General features: G+C 62.3%; 19 protein-coding genes and 2 pseudogenes. 10 read left to right on the top strand and 11 right to left on the bottom strand.

Translation table 11 applies throughout. From position 1 onward, the window contains the following. Nucleotides 1-6: 6 nt before the first annotated feature. On the bottom strand, nt 7-1,125 hold the full coding sequence (locus tag ACQVLG_RS14035; RefSeq protein ID WP_474295167.1) for an MFS transporter: 1,119 nt from the start codon (nt 1,123-1,125) through the stop codon (nt 7-9). Next, on the bottom strand, nt 1,077-1,283 hold the full coding sequence (locus ACQVLG_RS14030; protein ID WP_474295165.1) for a hypothetical protein: 207 nt from the start codon (nt 1,281-1,283) through the stop codon (nt 1,077-1,079). The genes ACQVLG_RS14035 and ACQVLG_RS14030 overlap by 49 nt, the downstream gene beginning before the upstream one ends. 103 nt (nt 1,284-1,386) lie before the next feature. Here ACQVLG_RS14030 and ACQVLG_RS14025 point away from each other — a divergent pair, with 103 nt between their 5' ends. Further along, nucleotides 1,387-2,289 carry a LysR family transcriptional regulator gene (locus ACQVLG_RS14025; protein WP_474295164.1) on the top strand — a complete coding sequence of 301 codons (903 nt, stop codon included), beginning with the start codon at nt 1,387-1,389 and terminating at the stop codon, nt 2,287-2,289. Nucleotides 2,290-2,317: 28 nt separating this feature from the next. On the opposite strand, the gene ACQVLG_RS14020 is transcribed toward ACQVLG_RS14025, so the two are convergent. From ACQVLG_RS14020 to ACQVLG_RS14005, 4 genes are all read right to left on the bottom strand, one after another. Further along, a complete protein-coding gene (locus ACQVLG_RS14020) occupies nt 2,318-3,193 on the bottom strand; it encodes a hypothetical protein (RefSeq protein ID WP_474295162.1) in 876 nt (291 codons plus the stop codon). 19 nt (nt 3,194-3,212) lie between these two features. Next, nucleotides 3,213-4,004, bottom strand: coding sequence for a hypothetical protein (locus tag ACQVLG_RS14015; RefSeq protein WP_230538625.1), 792 nt, complete (start codon nt 4,002-4,004; stop codon nt 3,213-3,215). Further along, nucleotides 3,994-4,506, bottom strand: a complete 513-nt coding sequence (locus ACQVLG_RS14010) for a hypothetical protein (protein ID WP_230503649.1) — start codon at nt 4,504-4,506, stop codon at nt 3,994-3,996. Before ACQVLG_RS14010 ends, ACQVLG_RS14015 begins: the two co-directional genes overlap by 11 nt. Before the next feature lie 96 nt (nt 4,507-4,602). Further along, complete coding sequence (locus tag ACQVLG_RS14005) at nt 4,603-4,896, bottom strand: DnaJ domain-containing protein (protein ID WP_070288594.1); 294 nt, start codon at nt 4,894-4,896, stop codon at nt 4,603-4,605. A 162-nt stretch (nt 4,897-5,058) separates the two neighbouring features. On the opposite strand from ACQVLG_RS14005, the pseudogene ACQVLG_RS14000 reads away from it, so the two are divergent. The 3 genes and pseudogenes from ACQVLG_RS14000 to ACQVLG_RS13990 all read left to right on the top strand — a co-directional run bounded on the left by ACQVLG_RS14000 (nt 5,059) and on the right by ACQVLG_RS13990 (nt 9,798). Beyond that, nucleotides 5,059-6,823: pseudogene (locus ACQVLG_RS14000) on the top strand (glutamine--tRNA ligase/YqeY domain fusion protein). A gap of 227 nt (nt 6,824-7,050) precedes the next feature. Next, nucleotides 7,051-8,898 (top strand): sensor histidine kinase, encoded by a 1,848-nt coding sequence (locus ACQVLG_RS13995; RefSeq protein WP_474295159.1) that lies wholly within the window; start codon nt 7,051-7,053, stop codon nt 8,896-8,898. A 90-nt stretch (nt 8,899-8,988) separates the two neighbouring features. Then, nucleotides 8,989-9,798, top strand: a complete 810-nt coding sequence (locus tag ACQVLG_RS13990; RefSeq protein ID WP_474295157.1) for a glycine-rich domain-containing protein — start codon at nt 8,989-8,991, stop codon at nt 9,796-9,798. An 87-nt stretch (nt 9,799-9,885) separates the two neighbouring features. Here the strand turns inward: ACQVLG_RS13990 and ACQVLG_RS13985 are convergent, their stop codons facing one another. The 4 genes from ACQVLG_RS13985 to ACQVLG_RS13970 all read right to left on the bottom strand — a co-directional run bounded on the left by ACQVLG_RS13985 (nt 9,886) and on the right by ACQVLG_RS13970 (nt 12,083). Continuing rightward, a complete protein-coding gene (locus ACQVLG_RS13985) occupies nt 9,886-10,125 on the bottom strand; it encodes a hypothetical protein (RefSeq protein WP_029496207.1) in 240 nt (79 codons plus the stop codon). 242 nt (nt 10,126-10,367) lie between these two features. Then, complete coding sequence (locus ACQVLG_RS13980) at nt 10,368-10,604, bottom strand: hypothetical protein (RefSeq protein ID WP_474295154.1); 237 nt, start codon at nt 10,602-10,604, stop codon at nt 10,368-10,370. Between the two features lie 216 nt (nt 10,605-10,820). Continuing rightward, the gene (locus ACQVLG_RS13975; RefSeq protein WP_230538631.1) at nt 10,821-11,081 is read right to left on the bottom strand and encodes a hypothetical protein; all 261 of its coding nucleotides are present in this window, start codon (nt 11,079-11,081) and stop codon (nt 10,821-10,823) included. Nucleotides 11,082-11,165: 84 nt separating this feature from the next. After that, on the bottom strand, nt 11,166-12,083 hold the full coding sequence (locus ACQVLG_RS13970) for an SDR family oxidoreductase (protein ID WP_474295152.1): 918 nt from the start codon (nt 12,081-12,083) through the stop codon (nt 11,166-11,168). Between the two features lie 12 nt (nt 12,084-12,095). On the opposite strand from ACQVLG_RS13970, the gene ACQVLG_RS13965 reads away from it, so the two are divergent. From ACQVLG_RS13965 to ACQVLG_RS13940, 6 genes and pseudogenes are all read left to right on the top strand, one after another. Beyond that, nucleotides 12,096-13,121: a CDP-6-deoxy-delta-3,4-glucoseen reductase gene (locus ACQVLG_RS13965; RefSeq protein WP_474295150.1), complete on the top strand. Its 1,026-nt coding sequence runs from the start codon at nt 12,096-12,098 to the stop codon at nt 13,119-13,121. 78 nt (nt 13,122-13,199) lie between these two features. Further along, nucleotides 13,200-14,452, top strand: a pseudogene (locus ACQVLG_RS13960) (MFS transporter). Nucleotides 14,453-14,490: 38 nt separating this feature from the next. Further along, a complete protein-coding gene (locus tag ACQVLG_RS13955; RefSeq protein WP_474295148.1) occupies nt 14,491-14,616 on the top strand; it encodes a hypothetical protein in 126 nt (41 codons plus the stop codon). Further along, entirely contained in the window at nt 14,610-15,155 is a 546-nt protein-coding gene (locus ACQVLG_RS13950; RefSeq protein ID WP_474295146.1) for a DUF1345 domain-containing protein, read from the top strand. Before ACQVLG_RS13955 ends, ACQVLG_RS13950 begins: the two co-directional genes overlap by 7 nt. Before the next feature lie 186 nt (nt 15,156-15,341). After that, complete coding sequence (locus ACQVLG_RS13945; protein ID WP_070221366.1) at nt 15,342-15,719, top strand: HPF/RaiA family ribosome-associated protein; 378 nt, start codon at nt 15,342-15,344, stop codon at nt 15,717-15,719. Between the two features lie 260 nt (nt 15,720-15,979). Then, nucleotides 15,980-16,945, top strand: a complete 966-nt coding sequence (locus ACQVLG_RS13940; RefSeq protein ID WP_474295143.1) for a GGDEF domain-containing protein — start codon at nt 15,980-15,982, stop codon at nt 16,943-16,945. Between the two features lies 1 nt (nt 16,946). On the opposite strand, the gene ACQVLG_RS13935 is transcribed toward ACQVLG_RS13940, so the two are convergent. Beyond that, the gene (locus ACQVLG_RS13935; RefSeq protein ID WP_230538637.1) at nt 16,947-17,561 is read right to left on the bottom strand and encodes a DUF5610 domain-containing protein; all 615 of its coding nucleotides are present in this window, start codon (nt 17,559-17,561) and stop codon (nt 16,947-16,949) included. Between the last annotated feature and the right edge of the window lie 155 nt (nt 17,562-17,716).

The following is a 17,716-nucleotide window of genomic DNA, read 5'->3' as shown; positions in this document are numbered from 1 at the left end:
CCGGGCTCAGCCCACCGCTTCGCGCGCGCCCAGCGGCTGCAGATGGCGCAGGCGCAAGGCGATCAGCACGCCGCCGCCCATGCACAGGCCCAGCATGATGATGACGCCCGTCCAGCCGTCGAAACCCCACATCATGCCCGAGGCGGAGCCGATCAGGCTTGATCCCAAATAATAGAACAGCAGATAAAAGGCCGAGGCCAGCGCCTGCGGCGCGCGGGCGCGGCGGCTGACCCAGCTGCTGGCGATCGAATGCGAGGCAAAGAAGCCGAAGGTGGCCAGCGCCATGCCGGTGACGATCAGCGGCAGCGAGTCGAACAGGGTCAATACAATGCCACTGAGCATCACCGACAGCATGATCCACAGCACGCCCCGGCGTCCCAGCCGGTCCACCAGGCGGCCCGCCCAGACGGAACTGAAGATGCCGATCAGGTACAAGAATGCCAGCAAGCCGACCGTGCTCTGGCGCAAGCTGAACGGCGCAGCCAGCAAACGGTAGCCGATGTAGTTATACAGGCTGACGAAACAGCCCATCAGCACGAACGCCAGGCAGAACAGCCACGGCAAGCCCCGGTCGGAAAAGTGCTGCTTGATCGCATGCGGCAAGGCGTTCCAACCCTTGGTACTGGGCACGAAGTTCTTCGACGCGGGCAGGCTGCGCCAGAATTCCGCCGCCGCCAGCACGCCGGCCACGCCCAGCACGCCCAGGGCCCAGCGCCACGACAGAAAATCGCTGAGCATGGAAGCGATCAAGCGTCCCGACATGCCGCCAAACGCGCTGCCGGCAATATACAAGCCCATCGACAAGCCCAGCGACGGCCCCTCGATTTCCTCGCCCAGATAGGCCATGGCCACGGCCGGCATGCCGCCCAGGGCCACGCCCAGCGCGGCGCGGATCGCCAGCAACTGCGCATAATCCTGCGCAAAGGCGGACAAGATCGTCAATATCGCGGCGGAAAACATCGATGCCACCATCAGCGGCTTGCGTCCCACCCGGTCCGACACGGCGCTCAGCAGCACCAGCGAGATGGCCAGCAAGCCGCTCGACACGGACAGGGACCAGCTGCTTTGCGCGGGCGTCAAATGGAACTGGTGCGACAGCAGCGCGGGAACAGGGGCTGGATGCAATACAGCAAGCTGAAGGTGGAAAAGCCGCCAAAGAACAGCGCGCGGTTGCTGCGCTTGAATTCGATGGAACCCTTGGCGATGGCCGTGCGGGGAGCGGGAGCGGCAGGCGAAAGCGCCGGAGTGGCGGCGGAGGCAAAAGCGAGCGATGAATCAGACATGGCCGTGTTTCGGAAAGGAAGCGAGTCTTCATCTTAGGATTGCCAACTCATATCGTCCAATATATATTCAAGGCCCAACTCATACTTTTAAAATATTACTTATATGGAACTGCGCCACCTGCGTTACTTTGTCGCCGTCGCCGAGGAGCTGCACTTCACGCGCGCGGCCGAGCGCCTGCACATCGGCCAGCCGCCGCTGAGCCAGCAGATCCAGGCGCTGGAGGCGGAACTCGGTGCGCAGTTGTTCGAGCGCAACAAGCGCTCCGTGCGACTGACAGAAGCGGGCCGCCTCTTCCTCGACGATGCGCGGCGCATCCTGGCCCTGTCTGAACAGGCGGCCGTGACGGCGCGCCGGGCACAGCGGGGCGAAGCGGGCGAATTGCGCATCGGCTTTACGTTTTCCACGCCGTTTACGCCCTACTTCGCCACCGTCATCAACCGCTACCGCCAGCAATTCCCGCACGTCACCCTGACCTTGCACGAGATGGCGACATTGCATCAGCTGGAAGCGATCTCGGGCCGGACGATGGACCTGGGCTTCGTGCGCCCGCCGGAAACGACGTATCCCTCCGATATCAAGCTGACGCAACTGCGCCAGGACCCGCTGTTCCTCGTGCTGCCCGTCGCCCATGCGCTGGCGGCCAAGGACAGCATCGCGATTGCCGACATGGCGGGCGAAGGCTTTGTCATGTATCCCAGGGATGCAGGCACGGGGATTTATCCGCAAATTTTCCGCCTGTGCAAGGCGGCCGGCTTCGTGCCCCAGGTGGCGCAGGAAGCGGGCGAAGCGTCGACCATCATCGGCCTGGTGGCGGCCGGCTGCGGCATTTCCGTGCTGCCCGCCTCGTTCGACCGCATCCGCATGGATGGCGTGTGCTACCGCCCCATCGCCGACCCGCAGGCGACCACCAGTTTATTACTTGCACAGCGGGAAGAAGAGACGTCGCCGCTGGTGGCGGCGTTCGTGAAACTGGCCGAGGAAGCGGCGCTGGAAGGGGGAGCGTAGGCCGGCAGGCGCCAGCCCACGTACTGCATTACGAGTAGTCGGCGTCCAGCTCGGAACCGGCGTAATTTTCCAGGTCCTCGAACAGGCTCTTCATGCTGGCCCGCGTGAGGATTTTGTGCACGACGGTGCAGCTGCGCCGGTAGGACGCGATGCGGTCGAGCAGCACCGGGTGATGCTGCACGGGCACCTTGGCCACCAGGGCGGCCCAGCCTTCCTCGAAGTCGGGCTTGTTCTTGCGCACGGAACGCACGAAACGCTCGAACTCCTTTTGACCCGTGCGCGCCACGATGCGCCCGCCGCCTTCGATGGCGAAGATGATGGCCAGGGCGATGACACCCTCGGCATTCAAGTCGCTGTCGCTGACGGGGCCGTTGTCGTGGTGGCGGCGCAGCCAGCCGGCCAGGCGCACGACGGCTTGCACTTCCTTGCGCTGTTGCAACTGCAGCGCATACTTTTCATAGCCGGCCCAGTTCTGGTTCGGGTCGGCCTGGCAAATATCGATGAACAGCTCGCGCAGCCGGCGCGCAAGGTAGACGGGGTCCTGGTCGTATTCGCCGACGAGGGCGTCTTCCGGCAGCTGCGACAATTCCTTGATCAGGCGAAAGCCCACCTGGAACGCGTGTTCGGCGCCGTGCTCGACGAGGAAGTCGAGCGCGGCCTGGTCGCCTTCGTGCGTGACGGCCTGTTCCAGGCCCAGCGACACGCCGCCCACCGTCAGGTACAGCGCCTTCTGGATGCCGTCGGCCGTGCGTTCATTCGTGAACTTCTCGGCCACCATGGCCGTGATGCCCGTCAATTCGTCGGCCAGGTTCAGCAGCGCCGCATCCTCGCGCGGGTCGCCCGGCAACAGCTTGATGGCGCGCACGAGGCGCGGAAGATTCTCTACAACAATTGCTGGCAGCATTAGTAGTTCCCTGCTTTCATTACGAGAAAATGCCCGTGCCCAGGCTGCGGCGCGTGCTGGAACGCGGTGCGCTACGCGTGCTCGGCACTTGCTTGCGCAGGCGGTACAGCAATTCCTTGGTACTGCGCTGCAACATGGTCGGCTCTTCGTCCGGGTCGTCCGAGTATTCCGCGTCGGCCAGGTCGGCGCTGTGGCGGAAGTCGGGGAACAGTTCGAACAGCGAGCGGTCCCAGCCGTCTTCATTGGCCTGCGCCAGCTCGATGGCCAGCGGCACGATGTCGTTGTCGGACGACGTCACGCCCGTCACGTACGGCCCCTTGATGACGATCTCGCCCGCCACTTCGAGGATTTCCTTCGGCGCCATCGAGAACAAAATGGCAAACGCCGTGGCGCCCCAGTCGGTGGCGGACGCTTCGAGCAGCAGCTCGCGGCGGCGCTCGGCGTCGTCGGTGGAAAACACCACGCCGTGGATGTGCGCGAACAGCGCTTCGGCGATGCGTTCCGGATCGTCCTCGATCTGGTCGTCGCTCCAGGTGGCGGCGATGAAGGCCAGGCTGTCGGCCCAGGCCTTGGGCGGCACCAGCAGGGTGGCCAGCGACATCTTGCCGCCGTCGAAGCCGGCCAGGTGCAGGGCCGTCACCTGCGGCGGGATGGAATTGAGCACTTCCACCACGGCAAGATCGCCGTACTGGTCGGCCGCGTCCGCAAACGCCTGCTCGGCGTGCCCCAGCGAACCGGACAGCACCAATTCCGTGACCTGCTTCGTCAGCGCGGGAAGGTTACTTTTTTGTTCATCCTTGTTATCGGCCATGGTCATCTCCATCCTGGTCAAACATCTGGGCGAAATCGTCGGTGGCTTCATCTTCGTCGTGATCGTCGTCGCCGTCGTCATTGGCGGCCAGCTGGTCGAGCGACTGGTCGTCGTCGTCCCACAGGCGCGGATTCTTGTGCAGGAAGGCCGTGATGATGGCCTGTCGCGCCAGGTCGGGGAAGCTCTCTTCGATGGCGGCGTACATCTTCGCCGCTTCCGGCGCGGCGCAGGCAGCCATCGAGAACACGCGGGACGGGTCGCCGAACTCGTAGTCTTCGCTTTCGGCCAGCAAGCCTTTCGGATCGCTGAAGGTGATGTGGTCGACCAGCGCAAAGGCCAGCATGTTCACGTCTTCGATGCCGCCGCCGCTGGCGTACTCGCTCACCAGCGCGTCGACCATGCTTTTGTAGTTCTTGCGGTTCGGCGGGTCGCCGAGGATGCCGTCGATCTGGCCTTCCAGCTCGCGCGACTGGTACGCGAATTCAGGGTGTACTCTTCTCATGCTGTGCTTTCCAATGTGATGCGCGGCGCTGATAAAAGCGCCGTTGTTGTTGTTTTAAATATCATTCAAGCCGCCCGATGGCGGCTGCCGGCAGACTCAGTCTGCTGGAAGGTTGGTGCCGTGGAGGCGGAACACGCCGCACCACAGGGCATAGGCTTCCGCTTCCGGATCGATGATGATGCGGTGGTTCACGCTCTGGTCGTATTCGGCGCGCTTGGCCGGGTCGGCCAGGATTTCATACGCCTTGGTGACGCTCTTGAAGCGCGCCTCGGCGCCGGGGGCCTGGTTGCGGTCGGGGTGGAAGCGCATGGCCAGCGAACGGTAGACTTTCTTGATTTCATCGTCGCTGGCATTGGGTGCGACACCGAGGACGTTATACAAATTTTCCATAAATGGCTCCGGGGTCACGTTTTGTTTGCTAATTAAAGGCGAATTATCCTATAGAACGGCGCCGGCGTCGCTTGCATGCTGGGAAATGGGGGCAAATACGTGCTTATAAAGCGCTTGCGGTACGGTAAAATGCTTTTTACTGTCACTCTTCCGCATTGATCAATGAGCAACGATAAACCGAATACCGCCGCGCCAGCGCTGGCGCCCAATTTCTGCGTAACATCATCGAAGCCGACCTGGCTGCCGGCACCCACGTGCGTCCCGGCCTGCCCCAGGTGATCACGCGTTTCCCGCCGGAGCCGAACGGTTACCTGCACGTGGGCCACGCCAAGTCGATCTGCGTCAACTTCGGCCTGGCGCGCGATTACGCCGGCCAGTGCAACCTGCGCTTCGACGACACCAATCCGGCGAAGGAAGAGCAGGAATACGTCGACACCATCATGGACAGCGTGAAATGGCTGGGCTTTGACTGGGAACCGAAGACTGCCGATGGCCACAGCCACCTGCACTACGCGAGCGACTATTTCGACCAGCTGTACGCGATGGCCGAATACCTGATCACGGCCGGCTTTGCCTACGTGGACAGCCAGAGCGCCGAAGACATGGCCGCCAACCGGGGCAATTTCGGCCAGGCCGGCAAGAATTCGCCGTTCCGCGACCGTCCGCGCGACGAATCGCTGGCCCTGTTCCGCGCCATGAAGGCGGGCCAGTTAAGGATGGCGAACACATCCTGCGCGCGAAGATGAGCGAAGATGCCATGAGTTCGCCGAACATGAACTTGCGCGACCCGGCCATCTACCGCATCCGCCACGCGCACCACCACCGCACGGGCGACGCCTGGTGCATCTATCCGATGTACGACTACACGCATCCGATCTCGGACGCGCTGGAAAACATCACGCATTCGATCTGCACGCTGGAATTCCAGGATCACCGCCCGTTCTACGACTGGCTGCTGGAAACCCTCGCCGCCGGCGGCTTCTTCCAGCAACCGGTGCCGCACCAGTTCGAGTTCTCGCGCCTGAACCTGACATACATCGTCACCAGCAAGCGCAAGCTGCGCCAGCTGGTGGAAGAACACATCGTCGACGGCTGGGACGACCCCCGCATGCCGACCCTGGTGGGCATGCGCCGCCGCGGCTACACGCCGGAAGCGATCCAGCTGATGTGCGAACGCACGGGCGTGACGAAATCGGACGGCTGGATCGACTACAGCGTGCTCGAAGGCTGCCTGCGCGAAGACCTGGACCCGAAGGCGCCCCGCACGGTGGCCGTGCTGCGCCCCTTGAAATTGATCATCGACAACTTCCCGGAAAACGAGAGCGTGGAATGCACGGCGCCCGTGCATCCGCACTTCCCGGAGCGGGGCTTGCGCACCTTCCCCATCTCGCGCGAGCTGTGGATCGAGGAAGACGACTTCATGGAAGTGCCGAATAAAGGCTATTTCCGCCTGTATCCGCCGATCGACGACAAGCCGGGCAGCAAGGTTCGCCTGCGCTACGGCTACGTGATCGAGTGCACGGGCTTTGACAAGGATGAAAACGGCAAGGTCATCGCCGTGCATTGCAACTATTTCCCGGACAGCAAGTCGGGCACGGAAGGCAGCGCCAACTACAAGGTCAAGGGCAATATGCACTGGATCAGCGCGCCGACGGCGATTGCCGCCGAAGTACGCCTGTACGACCGCCTGTTTACGGACCCGCAGCCGCGCGCGGGCGGCAAGGACTTCAAGCTGGCCCTGAACCCGCTGGCCAAGGAAGTGGTGCAGGCGTGGCTGGAACCGGGTGCGGAACTGGCCCAGCCGGAACAGCGCTTCCAGTTCGAGCGCCACGGCTACTTCGCGGCCGACCGCGTCGACAGCCAGCCGGGCAAGCCCGTCTTCAACCGCATCGTCACCCTGAAAGACAGCTGGCAGCCCGCAAAATAAGGCGCCGGACGCCCGTCCCCCAAAAAAAACCGCTGCGGCGGTTTTTTTTTTTTTTTCGTCTTAGCAATATCTATCACCAGAGAAATATTGCCTGTTGACTATATTCACGATAGTTTTGTATATTAGGCAGCTATTGAGCAATTTGCAATGTCGATGGTGCTTGTACAACGCAGCCTGGCCACCGCCACCGAGGCGGCACCCGATTCCTCCTCTTGATGCGGATGGCGATGTCCTCTACTGCTGGTGAACAACAGTTATCGCTGGAAAAAAGGCCGCAGTGGCTGATTGGCTTCGTGCTGTCCTTGATGGTCGGCCTGCTGTTCTACATCGCCGCCTCGCTGTCGATCGAAAACGATGCCAGCGAGCTATTCAACAATCTGGCGCGCAATACCCAGAAAAACATCGAATCGCGCGGCAAGTCATATGCCAATTTGCTGCGCGGAACGGTCAGCCTGTTCCACGCCAATGAACACGTGAGCCGCGAGCAATTCCACCGCTACGTGGCAAACCTCGCCTTGCATCAGAACTACCCGGGCGTGATGAATCTCAATTACAGCCGGGAACTCGACGATTCGCAGCGCGCCACCTTCGAAACGGCCATGCAGCGCGACTATCCGCCCGGGCGCGACGGCTATCCGGCGTTTGCCATCCATCCGCCCGGCCCGCGCCCCCATTATTCCGCGCTGGTCTACATCGAGCCGATTGCCAGCGCTGCGGAAAAGTATGGCTATGACATCGCTGCGCGGCCCATGATCGCCGAAGCGCTGGAACAGTCGCGCGATACCGGGCAGATCTGCAATTCCGGCGTGCCCGTGCCGATGGAAGGCCGGCCGCAGCTGACGGGCATGGCCATGCGCCTGCCCGTGTACCGCTTCGGCATGCCGACCGATACGCTGGAGCAAAGGCGCGCGGCCTACCAGGGTTCCGTCGGCATCGGCTACGACCTGGTGGCGATGATGCGCAGCGCGCTGGCCGACATGCCGGTACGCAATGTCCGCCTGACCCTGTTCGATATCGGCCAGCAGGCGCTTGAACAGCCGGACTTGCCGCACGATATGCGCCCCATCTTCGACAGCACGGCGGCGGGCATGCATGCGCCATGGTGGCAGCCCGGCAACTCGGGCCGCTACCTGAGCAGCACGATGCTGATCGAACACAATGGCCGCGTGTGGCAAGCGCTGTTCAGCGTGCGCAAGAGCGACCTGTATACCCGCTTCGATGCCTTCCTGCCGTGGCTGGCCCTGATGACCGGTTTTGCCAGCACCATGCTGCTGTACATGCTGTTTCACACCCTGGCGTCGTCGCGCCGGCGCGCCATCCAGATGGCGACGGGCATGACGGAGGAATTGCGCGCCAGCCAGATTCGCCTGCAGCTGTCGCACCAGAAACTGCGCCGCCTGGCGGCCCACGCCGACCAGATCAAGGAAGAAGAGCGCAAGCGCATCGCGCGCGAGATCCACGACGACCTGGGACAGAACCTGCTGGTGCTGCGCATCGATGCCGACATGCTGGCCTCGCGCACGCAACGCCGCCATCCGCGCCTGAACGCCCGCGCCCGCTCAACCCTGGAGCAGATCGACGCCACCATCAAGAGCGTGCGGCAGATCATCAACGACTTGCGTCCCACCGTGCTGGACCTGGGCGTGAATGCGGCCGTCGAATGGCAGGTGGCGCAATTTCGCCAGCGCACGGGCATCGCCTGCGAAATGAGCGAAAGCCATGACGATATCTATTTGAGCGACCAGTGCGCCACGGCCCTGTTCCGCATCCTGCAAGAGTCGCTCAGCAATATTTCCCAGCATGCCAATGCCAGCCGCGTGCAAGTCAAGCTGGAAAAGTGCCGCGACACCGTATCGATGAGCGTCAGCGACAACGGCGTGGGCGCGGCCATCGACGGACGCAACAAGCAGGGCTCATTTGGCCTGGTCGGCATCGAAGAGCGCATCAAGTTGCTGGGCGGCACTTTCTACATCGAAAGCAGCCCCGGCGCCGGCATGAGCGTGCATGTCAGCGTGCCGCTGGGCGCCGACGCCACGGCATTTCCCTACCAGGAAGACAGCCGGGCCAGCGCCTGACAGCCACGTCCCGCTTGAAACAAGCTCAGCTTGCTTATTTCGTAATTAGATGCAATATTGATGTAGGACAACTTAGCGCGCCTGCCCGCCATGGGTCAGGCATTCCTCGACGACTTGCCAGGAGTACACACCCACCTTTGTTTCACTGTATTTCCCACAACACTCTTTACCACAAGGACATTCATGGATACGAACGACAGTTTCAAGACAATTGCCGATTTGAATTTGGACGCGATCAAGGTCAAGCTGATGCACCGGGAGTCAGGCGAAGGATGGAGCCTGGAGAAGGCGAATGCGGTGGAATTCGAATACCGGCGTTTCCTGATCCTGATGAAACAGTTTCCGGAAGAAGAAACGGCGCCGCTGATGGACGTCGATACTTTCTGGCACTACCACATCCTCGACACCCTGAAATATGCAGAGGATTGCGAACAGGTGTTCGGCTACTTCCTCCATCACTTTCCGTACATCGGCCTGCGCGGCGAAGACGACGAAGCGGCGCACCAGCGCGTGGGCGAGCGCATGAAACAGCTGTATGAGCAAACATTCGGGGAAGATTATATCCGCGCAGAAACGGCGTATTCGGGGCGCGCCGTACAGGCGGCGTATTCGGGACGGGCCGTGCAAGCCGCGTATTCAGGGCGTGCGGTACAGGCGACCGCATACTCGGGCCGGGCCGGGCAGACGGCGTTTTCCGGTGCGGCGGTGCAGGCGACGGCGTTTTCCGGTGCGGCGGTGCAGGCGACGGCATATTCGGGCCGCGCGACGGGCGCTGCCAGCACGGCATTTTCCGGCGCGCCCGCCACCTTGGCAGCAGCGGTGCTCAAGTCGTCTTCGACCAGCCTGGAAATGGGGCGTTTCTATGTCGATCGTCCGGTGTTGAACCGCGACCCGCAATAGCAAAACGGAAAACAGATGTGGCTGCCGCACGCGGCAAGCCTGACTTACCCAGACGGCACCTCTCAGTTTGCCGTCTGTCAGGCGCTCTTAGGCAGCCATCAACTCGCGCAGTTCACGAATGCTGAAATCGCTGATTTCATGCATGCGGATGAGGATCGTGGCGCCGATCGGCAAGGTGTTGTGACGAATCTTGCTGATGACAGGCGGCGCCACTTCCAGCGCTCGCGACAGGGCGGCATCGTTTTTCAGTTGCAGCTTGTCGATGATCGCATCGAGGACGCGATTCGGGTTGTAGGTAGGCAAAGAGGTAATTTGTTTGAGAGACATGGTCGAAAATCCGTACTTGTTGTATTAAGGCAAAAAGAAACAGAATGTCTCTTCTGCAATAATTCAGGGTAAACACACTAAAAAGCGCCATCACTTATGCGGCTTTTCTGCCGCAAACAATATAATACACGCTATTGTTGATTTTTGCGTAACTTAAAGCAAAATTGTGATAATTGAAGAGAATTGACGCACTTGGAATGTGCTAGAGGATAACTCAAATCGGGGAAGTTTGCTGCAAGTCATCAATTTTTACAATGAGGAACACCGCTGCGCATCAGCCAGGCAATCGCCATGAGCGTGCCCAGGCGTGCCATTTCCGCAGATAAATGCCAACCCTGCACGGCCACGCCTGCCGGGGTGGCAAGCAGGCAAGTACCCGGCAAGACATCCACGCGGCACCAGGCCAGCTGGCGGCGAATTTCATCGGGCGGCGGCGGCGGCTGCCGCGCATGTTCGCGCCGGCGCATGTAGGCGCGCACACCTGTTCCTTGCTGGGGTGATTCGTAACTCGCATGACCCGCTCCTGCTGACGAAAAACAGCGTCGCGCTGCGTAGAGCCCGTCACAAATAGCCCAAACGCGTGACGACATTGCTCACCATATCGCCAGCGTGCCATGACACGTTTGCGCTGCATCAAACGGCAAGGCCACGGCGTTGCGCCGCAGCCCGTATTGCCCACGGCCTGGCGGCCGTCCTTATTTCTTTTGCTGGCGCACGCGCTGTTGCTGTTTTTCCTGCGTCTGCTGGCGGTTCTGCTTGCGCTCGAACAGGGTGACCGCATCTTTCTTGGCTTGCTCCAAGGTACGCATTTCTTCATGCGCATCGTGCGGGACAAAAAATTCGGCGTCCTGCGCCGCCACGACCAGCTTGATGGCGGCGTCGTCGTCGAGGTCGTACAGTTCCGTGAGGACGGTGGTGACCTCGTCCAGGTATTCTTCGTAAGTGAGGGTGCTCATGCGGTATTCCTTAAGTGAATGGCGCACCGCCGGAACGGCGCGCCGCGCGCCGGCCCAGGAAAAGTGCGCAGATAACCGGTCATTTTACCCGATGCCGGCCCCGCCGGCTGCCATCGCCCGCAAGGCATCGGCCACGCGCGCATAGCGCAGGCGCACGCCCAGCTCGCGTTTCATGCGCGTATTGTGCAGGCGGCGCGATTCGGACATGAACGACAGCAGCATCGGCGTGACCGCTTGCCGCAGTTCGGCACGGGGCAGGCGCGGCGGGCGCGGCAGCTTGAAGGCATCGGCCACGGCATCGAAATAGTCCGCCATCTTGAGTTCGCTGTCATCGCTGGCGTGATACACGCGTCCCGGCTTGCCCCGCCACAAGGCCCGTTCAATGATGCGCGCCAGGTCATCGGCGTGGATATGGTTGGTGTACACGTCGTCGCTTGCCGCCAGGGCCGGCGTGCCCTCGCGCAAGCGCTTCAGGGGCAGGCGGTCGTCCGCATAAATGCCCGGCACGCGCAGGATGGTCACCTTGGCGCCGCGGCGCGCGCCCCAGGCCCGCAAGACCTGTTCCGCGTCCACACGCCGCTTCGCGCGCGCATTCGCCGGCGCCACGGGCCGCGTTTCATCGACCCAGGCGCCGCCGCCATCGCCATACACGCCGCTGGTGCTCACATACACCATGCGGGCATGCTCGGGTAAAATGGCGGCCAGATTGCGCGTGCGCTGGTCCAGCAAGCCCGACGACAGGGGCGGCGCCAGGTGCACGACCAGCGGCGCCAGTCCCGCCAGCCGTTTCAGGCTGGCGCGCTCGTCGAGGTTGGCCACGATGGGCACGGCGCCGGCCGCCCGCAACTGCGCGCAGCGCGCCGGCTGGCTGGTGACGGCAAAGACGCGAAAGCGCGCGCGCAGCAGGGGCAGCAGCCGCATGCCGACGTCGCCGCAGCCCAGGATCAGCAGGCGCGGCAAGCCCACAGGCTTGCGCAAAGAGTGCATTAACATATTTTTCATCTCAAGGATTGTATGACTTTTCAAGTTACTGTTCAGCCCAGCGGCCACCAATTCAGCTGCGAAGCGGACGAAACCGTCCTGTCGGCAGCGATACGCGCCGGCGTGGGCTTGCCGTATGGCTGTAAAAATGGCGCCTGCGGTTCCTGCAAGGGTAAAGTGCTTGCCGGCACCGTCCAGCACAAGGCGCACCAGCAGCGCGCCCTGACGCCGGAAGAGGAAGCGGCCGGCTTTTCCCTGTTCTGCTGCGCCACCACGGACGCCGACCTCGTCATCGAGGCGCGCGAAGTGGCGGGCAGCAGCGACTACCCGATCAAGAAAATGCCGTCGCGCGTGACCACCATCGAAAAAGTCGCGCCCGACGTCGTCGTGCTGACCCTGCAGCTGCCGGCCAGCGAGCGCCTCAACTACCGCGCCGGACAGTATATCGAAATCATGCTGCGCGACAACAAGCGCCGCAGCTACAGCATGGCCAGCGCACCCGTCGAAGGCGGCCCCGTGAGCCTGCACATCCGCCACATGCCGGGCGGCCTGTTCACCGACCAGGTGTTCGGCACGATGAAGGAGCGCGACATCCTGCGCTTCGAAGGCCCGATGGGCACCTTCTTCCTGCGCGAAGATTCCGACAAGCCCGTCGTGCTGCTGGCCTCGGGCACGGGCTTTGCCCCGCTGAAAGCCATCGTCGAGCACATGATCAACGAGCAATCCCCGCGCCCGATCACCCTGTACTGGGGCGGCCGCCGTCCGCACGACCTGTACATGGATGCGCTGTGCCGCCAGTGGGCCGCCGACTTGCCGCAGTTCACCTATGTGCCCGTCGTCTCGGAAGCCTTGCCGGAAGACGGCTGGAGCGGCCGCACGGGCTTCGTGCACCAGGCCGTGATGGCCGACCTGCCCGACATGTCCGCGTATCAGGTGTATGCGTGCGGCGCACCGATCGTCGTCGAATCGGCCAACCGCGATTTCGTGCAATTGTGTCAACTTCCAGCCGACGAGTTCTACGCCGACGCTTTCACCACGGAAGCCGACCTGGCCAAGTAAGCATCCAGACAGCGGGGTGCTGCTGGCGCGGCATCCGCTGCCGCCACCCGCCCCACCCCGCTGTTTCCTGGAAATTTCATGTCTCTCGCCATCCTGCGTCACCGCAACTTCGCCTGTTACCTTTCCGCCCGCGTGCTGGGCACCGTGGCCGTGCAGATGCAAAGCGTGGCCATCGGCTGGCAGGTGTACCAGATCACGGGCAGCCTGTTCGACCTGGGCCTGATCGGTCTGGCGCAATTCGCGCCCTTCCTCGTCTTGATTTTGCCGGCCGGCCACGTGGCCGACCGCTACAACCGCCGCAACATCATCGCCTGGTGCCTGGCGGCACAGCTCGCCTGCGCGCTGGCCTTGCTGGTGTTTACATTAAGCAATCTTTCCATCGTCTGGCCCGTGTTTGCCGTGCTGGTGCTGTTCGGCAGCGCGCGCGCCTTCATGATGCCGGCCACGCAAGCCGTGCTGGTGAACATGGTGCCGACGCAACACTTCAGCCGCGCCCTCGCGCTCAGCTCGTCAAGCTCGCACGTCGCCATCATCCTGGGCCCGACTCTGGGCGGCTTGCTGTATTACTTCGGCCCCAAGGTGGTATATCTGGTCTCGTCGGCCTTGCTGGTCGTGTCCGTCCTGCTGATGCGCGCCACCACGCCCGCGCCGCAAGTGGTCAAGCGCGAACCCGTCAGCTGGCACACCCTGCTCGAAGGCTTGCGCTTCGTCTGGTCGAAACCCATCGTGCTGGGCGCCATTTCGCTCGACCTGTTCGCCGTGCTGTTCGGCGGCGCCACGGCCCTGCTGCCGGCGCTCGCGCATGACGTGCTGCATATCGGCCCCAGCGGCCTGGGCCTGCTGCGCACGGCCCCGGGCGCCGGCGCGGCCCTGTGCTCGATCGCGCTGGCCATGTTTCCCATCACGCGCCGCGTGGGCGCCTGGATGTTCGGCGGCGTGGCCGTCTTCGGCCTGGGCACCCTGGTGCTGGGCAGCACCAGCTATTTTTCCCGCTGGCACTGGTTGCGCTGTTCCTGATGGGCGCCGGCGACATGGTCAGCGTCTACATCCGCCACCTGCTGGTGCAATTCGAGACGCCGGACGAGATCCGCGGCCGGGTCAGCGCCGTGAATGCCGTCTTCATCGGCGCCTCGAACGAACTGGGCGAATTCGAATCGGGCCTGACGGCCGGCTGGTTCGGCCTCGTGCGCGCCGTGCTGTTTGGCGGCGCCGCCACCCTGGCCGTGACGGGCGTGTGGGCCGTGCTGTTCCCCGTGCTGTCGCGCATGGACCGTTTCCCCCACCACGAGAAGGAAGCGGCCGCCAGGACGGCCACCGCGGCAAGCCCATAAGGATTAAGATGCGCTACTGCCACTGACTAACTTGCACCATGAAAATCACGCTTCCCTTGCACGGCTTCATCCGCAGCCGCCCCCACCTGAGCATGGCCACGGCCATCGGCGTGGCGGCCGGCCTGCTGCTGCCGCCATCCTGGCAACAGATGACGCGTTGCTGACGGCGTGGAACGTGGCCGTCTGGTTCTACCTGGCGACGATGGCCTGGATGATGATGCGCGCCAACCACCACAAGGTCAAAGCCATGGCGGCGCGCCAGGATGAGCGGGCGGCCACGGTGCTGTCGGCCCTGTCCGTCGCATCCGTGATGAGCCTGGTGGCCATCGTCTCGCAGCTGTCCTCGATGAAAGACATGGCACCGGACGAGCGCGCGCTGCACTATGGCCTGACGATCCTGACACTGGTCGGTTCCTGGTTTCTCGTCGGCACCCTGTTCTGCTTTCATTATGCCCACCTGTATTACCAGGCCGACCCCGCGCTGCGCCCCCTGAAGTTTCCCGACGACGAACAGCATCCCGATTACTGGGATTTTTTGTATTTCGCCTTCACCATCGCCGTGGCCGTGCAAACGTCGGACGTGTGCGTGCAGACGCGGACGATGCGGCAGATCGTGCTGGGGCAATCCGTGCTGAGCTTTTTCTTCAACCTGGTCGTGCTGGGGCTGTCGATCAATATCGCCGCCGGACTCATTAATGGCTAAAAAATAATTTCGTAGCGGAAACTTGACCTGGCTGAAGGGTTAAGCTCATCTTAATCGTGCGCACCCTCTTGAAATACCGGAAAGAGGAGTAAGATAAGTTCCATGCACGAGGTCATGTGCATGAGGCAGCAACCAGGCCGCAGCACGCCTGAGATGGGTTTTTTTTGAATTGACAGGAGTAAGCATATGCAAATCAATATTCATACCGACAGCACCATCGCCAACACCGCTGGACTGAACGAACATGTGCAATCCGTACTTGAAAGCGCACTGAGCCGCTTCCGCGACAACCTGACCCGCATCGAAGTCCACATCAGCGACACGAATGGCCCGAAAGGCGGCGCCGACGATATCCGCTGCGTCATGGAAGCACGCGTTGCAGGCTATCAACCGATCGCCGTGACCGAGCAAAACGCCACCGTGCATCAATCCGTGGCCGGCGCCACCGACAAGCTGAAACGCGCCATCGATAGCGCCCTGGGCCGCCTGCAAGACAGCAAGCGCCATGCGACCGGCAAGAATGCCGTGATCGATACGGCCGAAGCGGAAGAAACCGCCGAGTAATCCCCCACCCGCAGGATTTCCAGAGACTGAGGCAGCCGTTCAAGGCTGCCTTTGCACATCCGGCCCCACCTTTCGCGTGCGGCAACATCCATAATAAAACCGCAAGCATTCCAGCGTATTAACACGGCAATGAAATAATTGTCGTATTTCTCACAGTAAGTGACATCAAGCAAGCCTTTGCCGTTACAGCCAAGGCTGCTTTACGCTATCATGAAGCTACCGGCCTTCTGCTCGCGCGCCGGCTTTTTGAAAGTGTGATTGTGGAACAGATCGGCAACTTCAGCGCTTCAGGCTGCAACATCGGCGATTTACAGCTATTTCGCGATGGGGCGGATAGCCAGACGGCCGCCATGCTGGCGCCCTGCCCCGTGGTGCGCCTCGAAGCGGGCGAAGCCATTGCCGACACGCAAGGTGCCAGCCTGTACATCGTCCTGCGCGGCTCGCTGGCCGTGGCCGCCGACACCCACACGGGCATGGATGACGGCACCGTCAGCAAGGTCTTGCCCGGCGAAAGCGTGGGGGAGCAGTCGGTGCTCGATGAAGCGAGCAACCTGGCCGCCATTTCCGCCCTGGAAGAAACCGATTTGCTGGTAATCGACGCGGCCATCGTCTGGGAATTGATCGAGCAATCGAACGGCCTGGCGCGCAACCTGCTGCGGCTGCTGTCCTTCCGCATCCGCGCCGCCAACGCCCTGCTGCGCCGCCGGCAGAAACTGGGCGAATTCTACCGCCAGCTGTCGATGGTCGACAGCCTGACGGGCTTGTACAACCGCGCCTGGCTCACTGATTTACTGCCGAACATGATCGTCACGGCCCACGCCAGCGGCTCGCCGCTGTCGCTGGTGATGATAGACCTCGACCATTTCAAGCGCTTCAACGACACCCACGGGCACCAGGCGGGCGACCAGGCGCTGCGCATCGCCGCGCAAGTGCTGGGCGCGGCCCTGCGGCCCACGGATTTTGCCGTGCGCTATGGTGGCGAGGAAATGATGGTGATCTTGCCCGATACCAACGAACACGTGGCCTTGCGCGTGGCCGAGCGCCTGTGCGAGCGCATGCAGCTCGCCGTCATCTTCGCCGACATGCGCAGCGCGCTGCCGCACATCACGGGTTCCTTCGGCGTGGCCAGCCTGGCGACCGGACAGGACGACGAAGCGCTGATCGCCGCGGCCGACGCGGCCCTTTACCGGGCAAAGGCATCGGGCCGCAACCGGGTCATGCTGTAGTTCAGGCAGCCTTGCTGTCGGCCGGCTTGGCGGCATCATCCTTCTTGCTGCTGTGGGCGGCGATGAAATCCGCGTAGCCCTTCTGCACCAGCTCATACGTCTTGTCGATATTGCCGGCGATATCGCCGTTCAGCACTTTCAAGCCGCCCAGGATGTCGCGCGCTTCCTTGAAGCCTTTTTCCATGCCGCCGCTGATGGTGTCCATGAACTTGGTCAGGGCCGTATCGTCGTCCATGCCGGGGTTCTGCTTCTTGTAGGCGTCGAAAAAACCCGTCGACAGCGAGACGATGCGGCTCGCCGTCGCTTCGGCGCTGTTGTCCTGCGAGGCGGCGTTCTGGATCGCGTCCTCGCCGTACTGGCCCTTCAGCGCTTCATTGATGTTGGTGATGGCTGTCTTGTACAGCAGCGCCAGCGGCTCGTTTTCCGAACCGATGGACACGTTCAGCGACGCCTGCATGATGGAAGCGTTCAATTGCAGCTTGGTGCGGTCATTGACGCTCATTTCAGCGTTGACGCCATCCTTTTGCTGGACTTTATCGTCCTTTCCGGCAACACCCGTACTGACGGAAGTCACGGAAGGGGTGGAATTGCCGCTTGCGGCGATGGGAATTGACACGATAGACCTCCTTGAACGGACAATGTATGCCACCATGCGGGAAACGCGATGATGACCATCCTCTCGTGTAGTATCGGCAGGTTTTCAGAAAACTGAAGCGGCGGCTTGTTTTTAGCGGCCCGGATAACCCATTCAGCAACATTAAGTTACGACCA

This window comes from Janthinobacterium sp. TPC_1, from assembly GCF_056037845.1.
The sequence above is the reverse complement of the archived record's forward strand: the minus strand, read 5'-3'. Positions and strand labels throughout refer to the sequence as shown.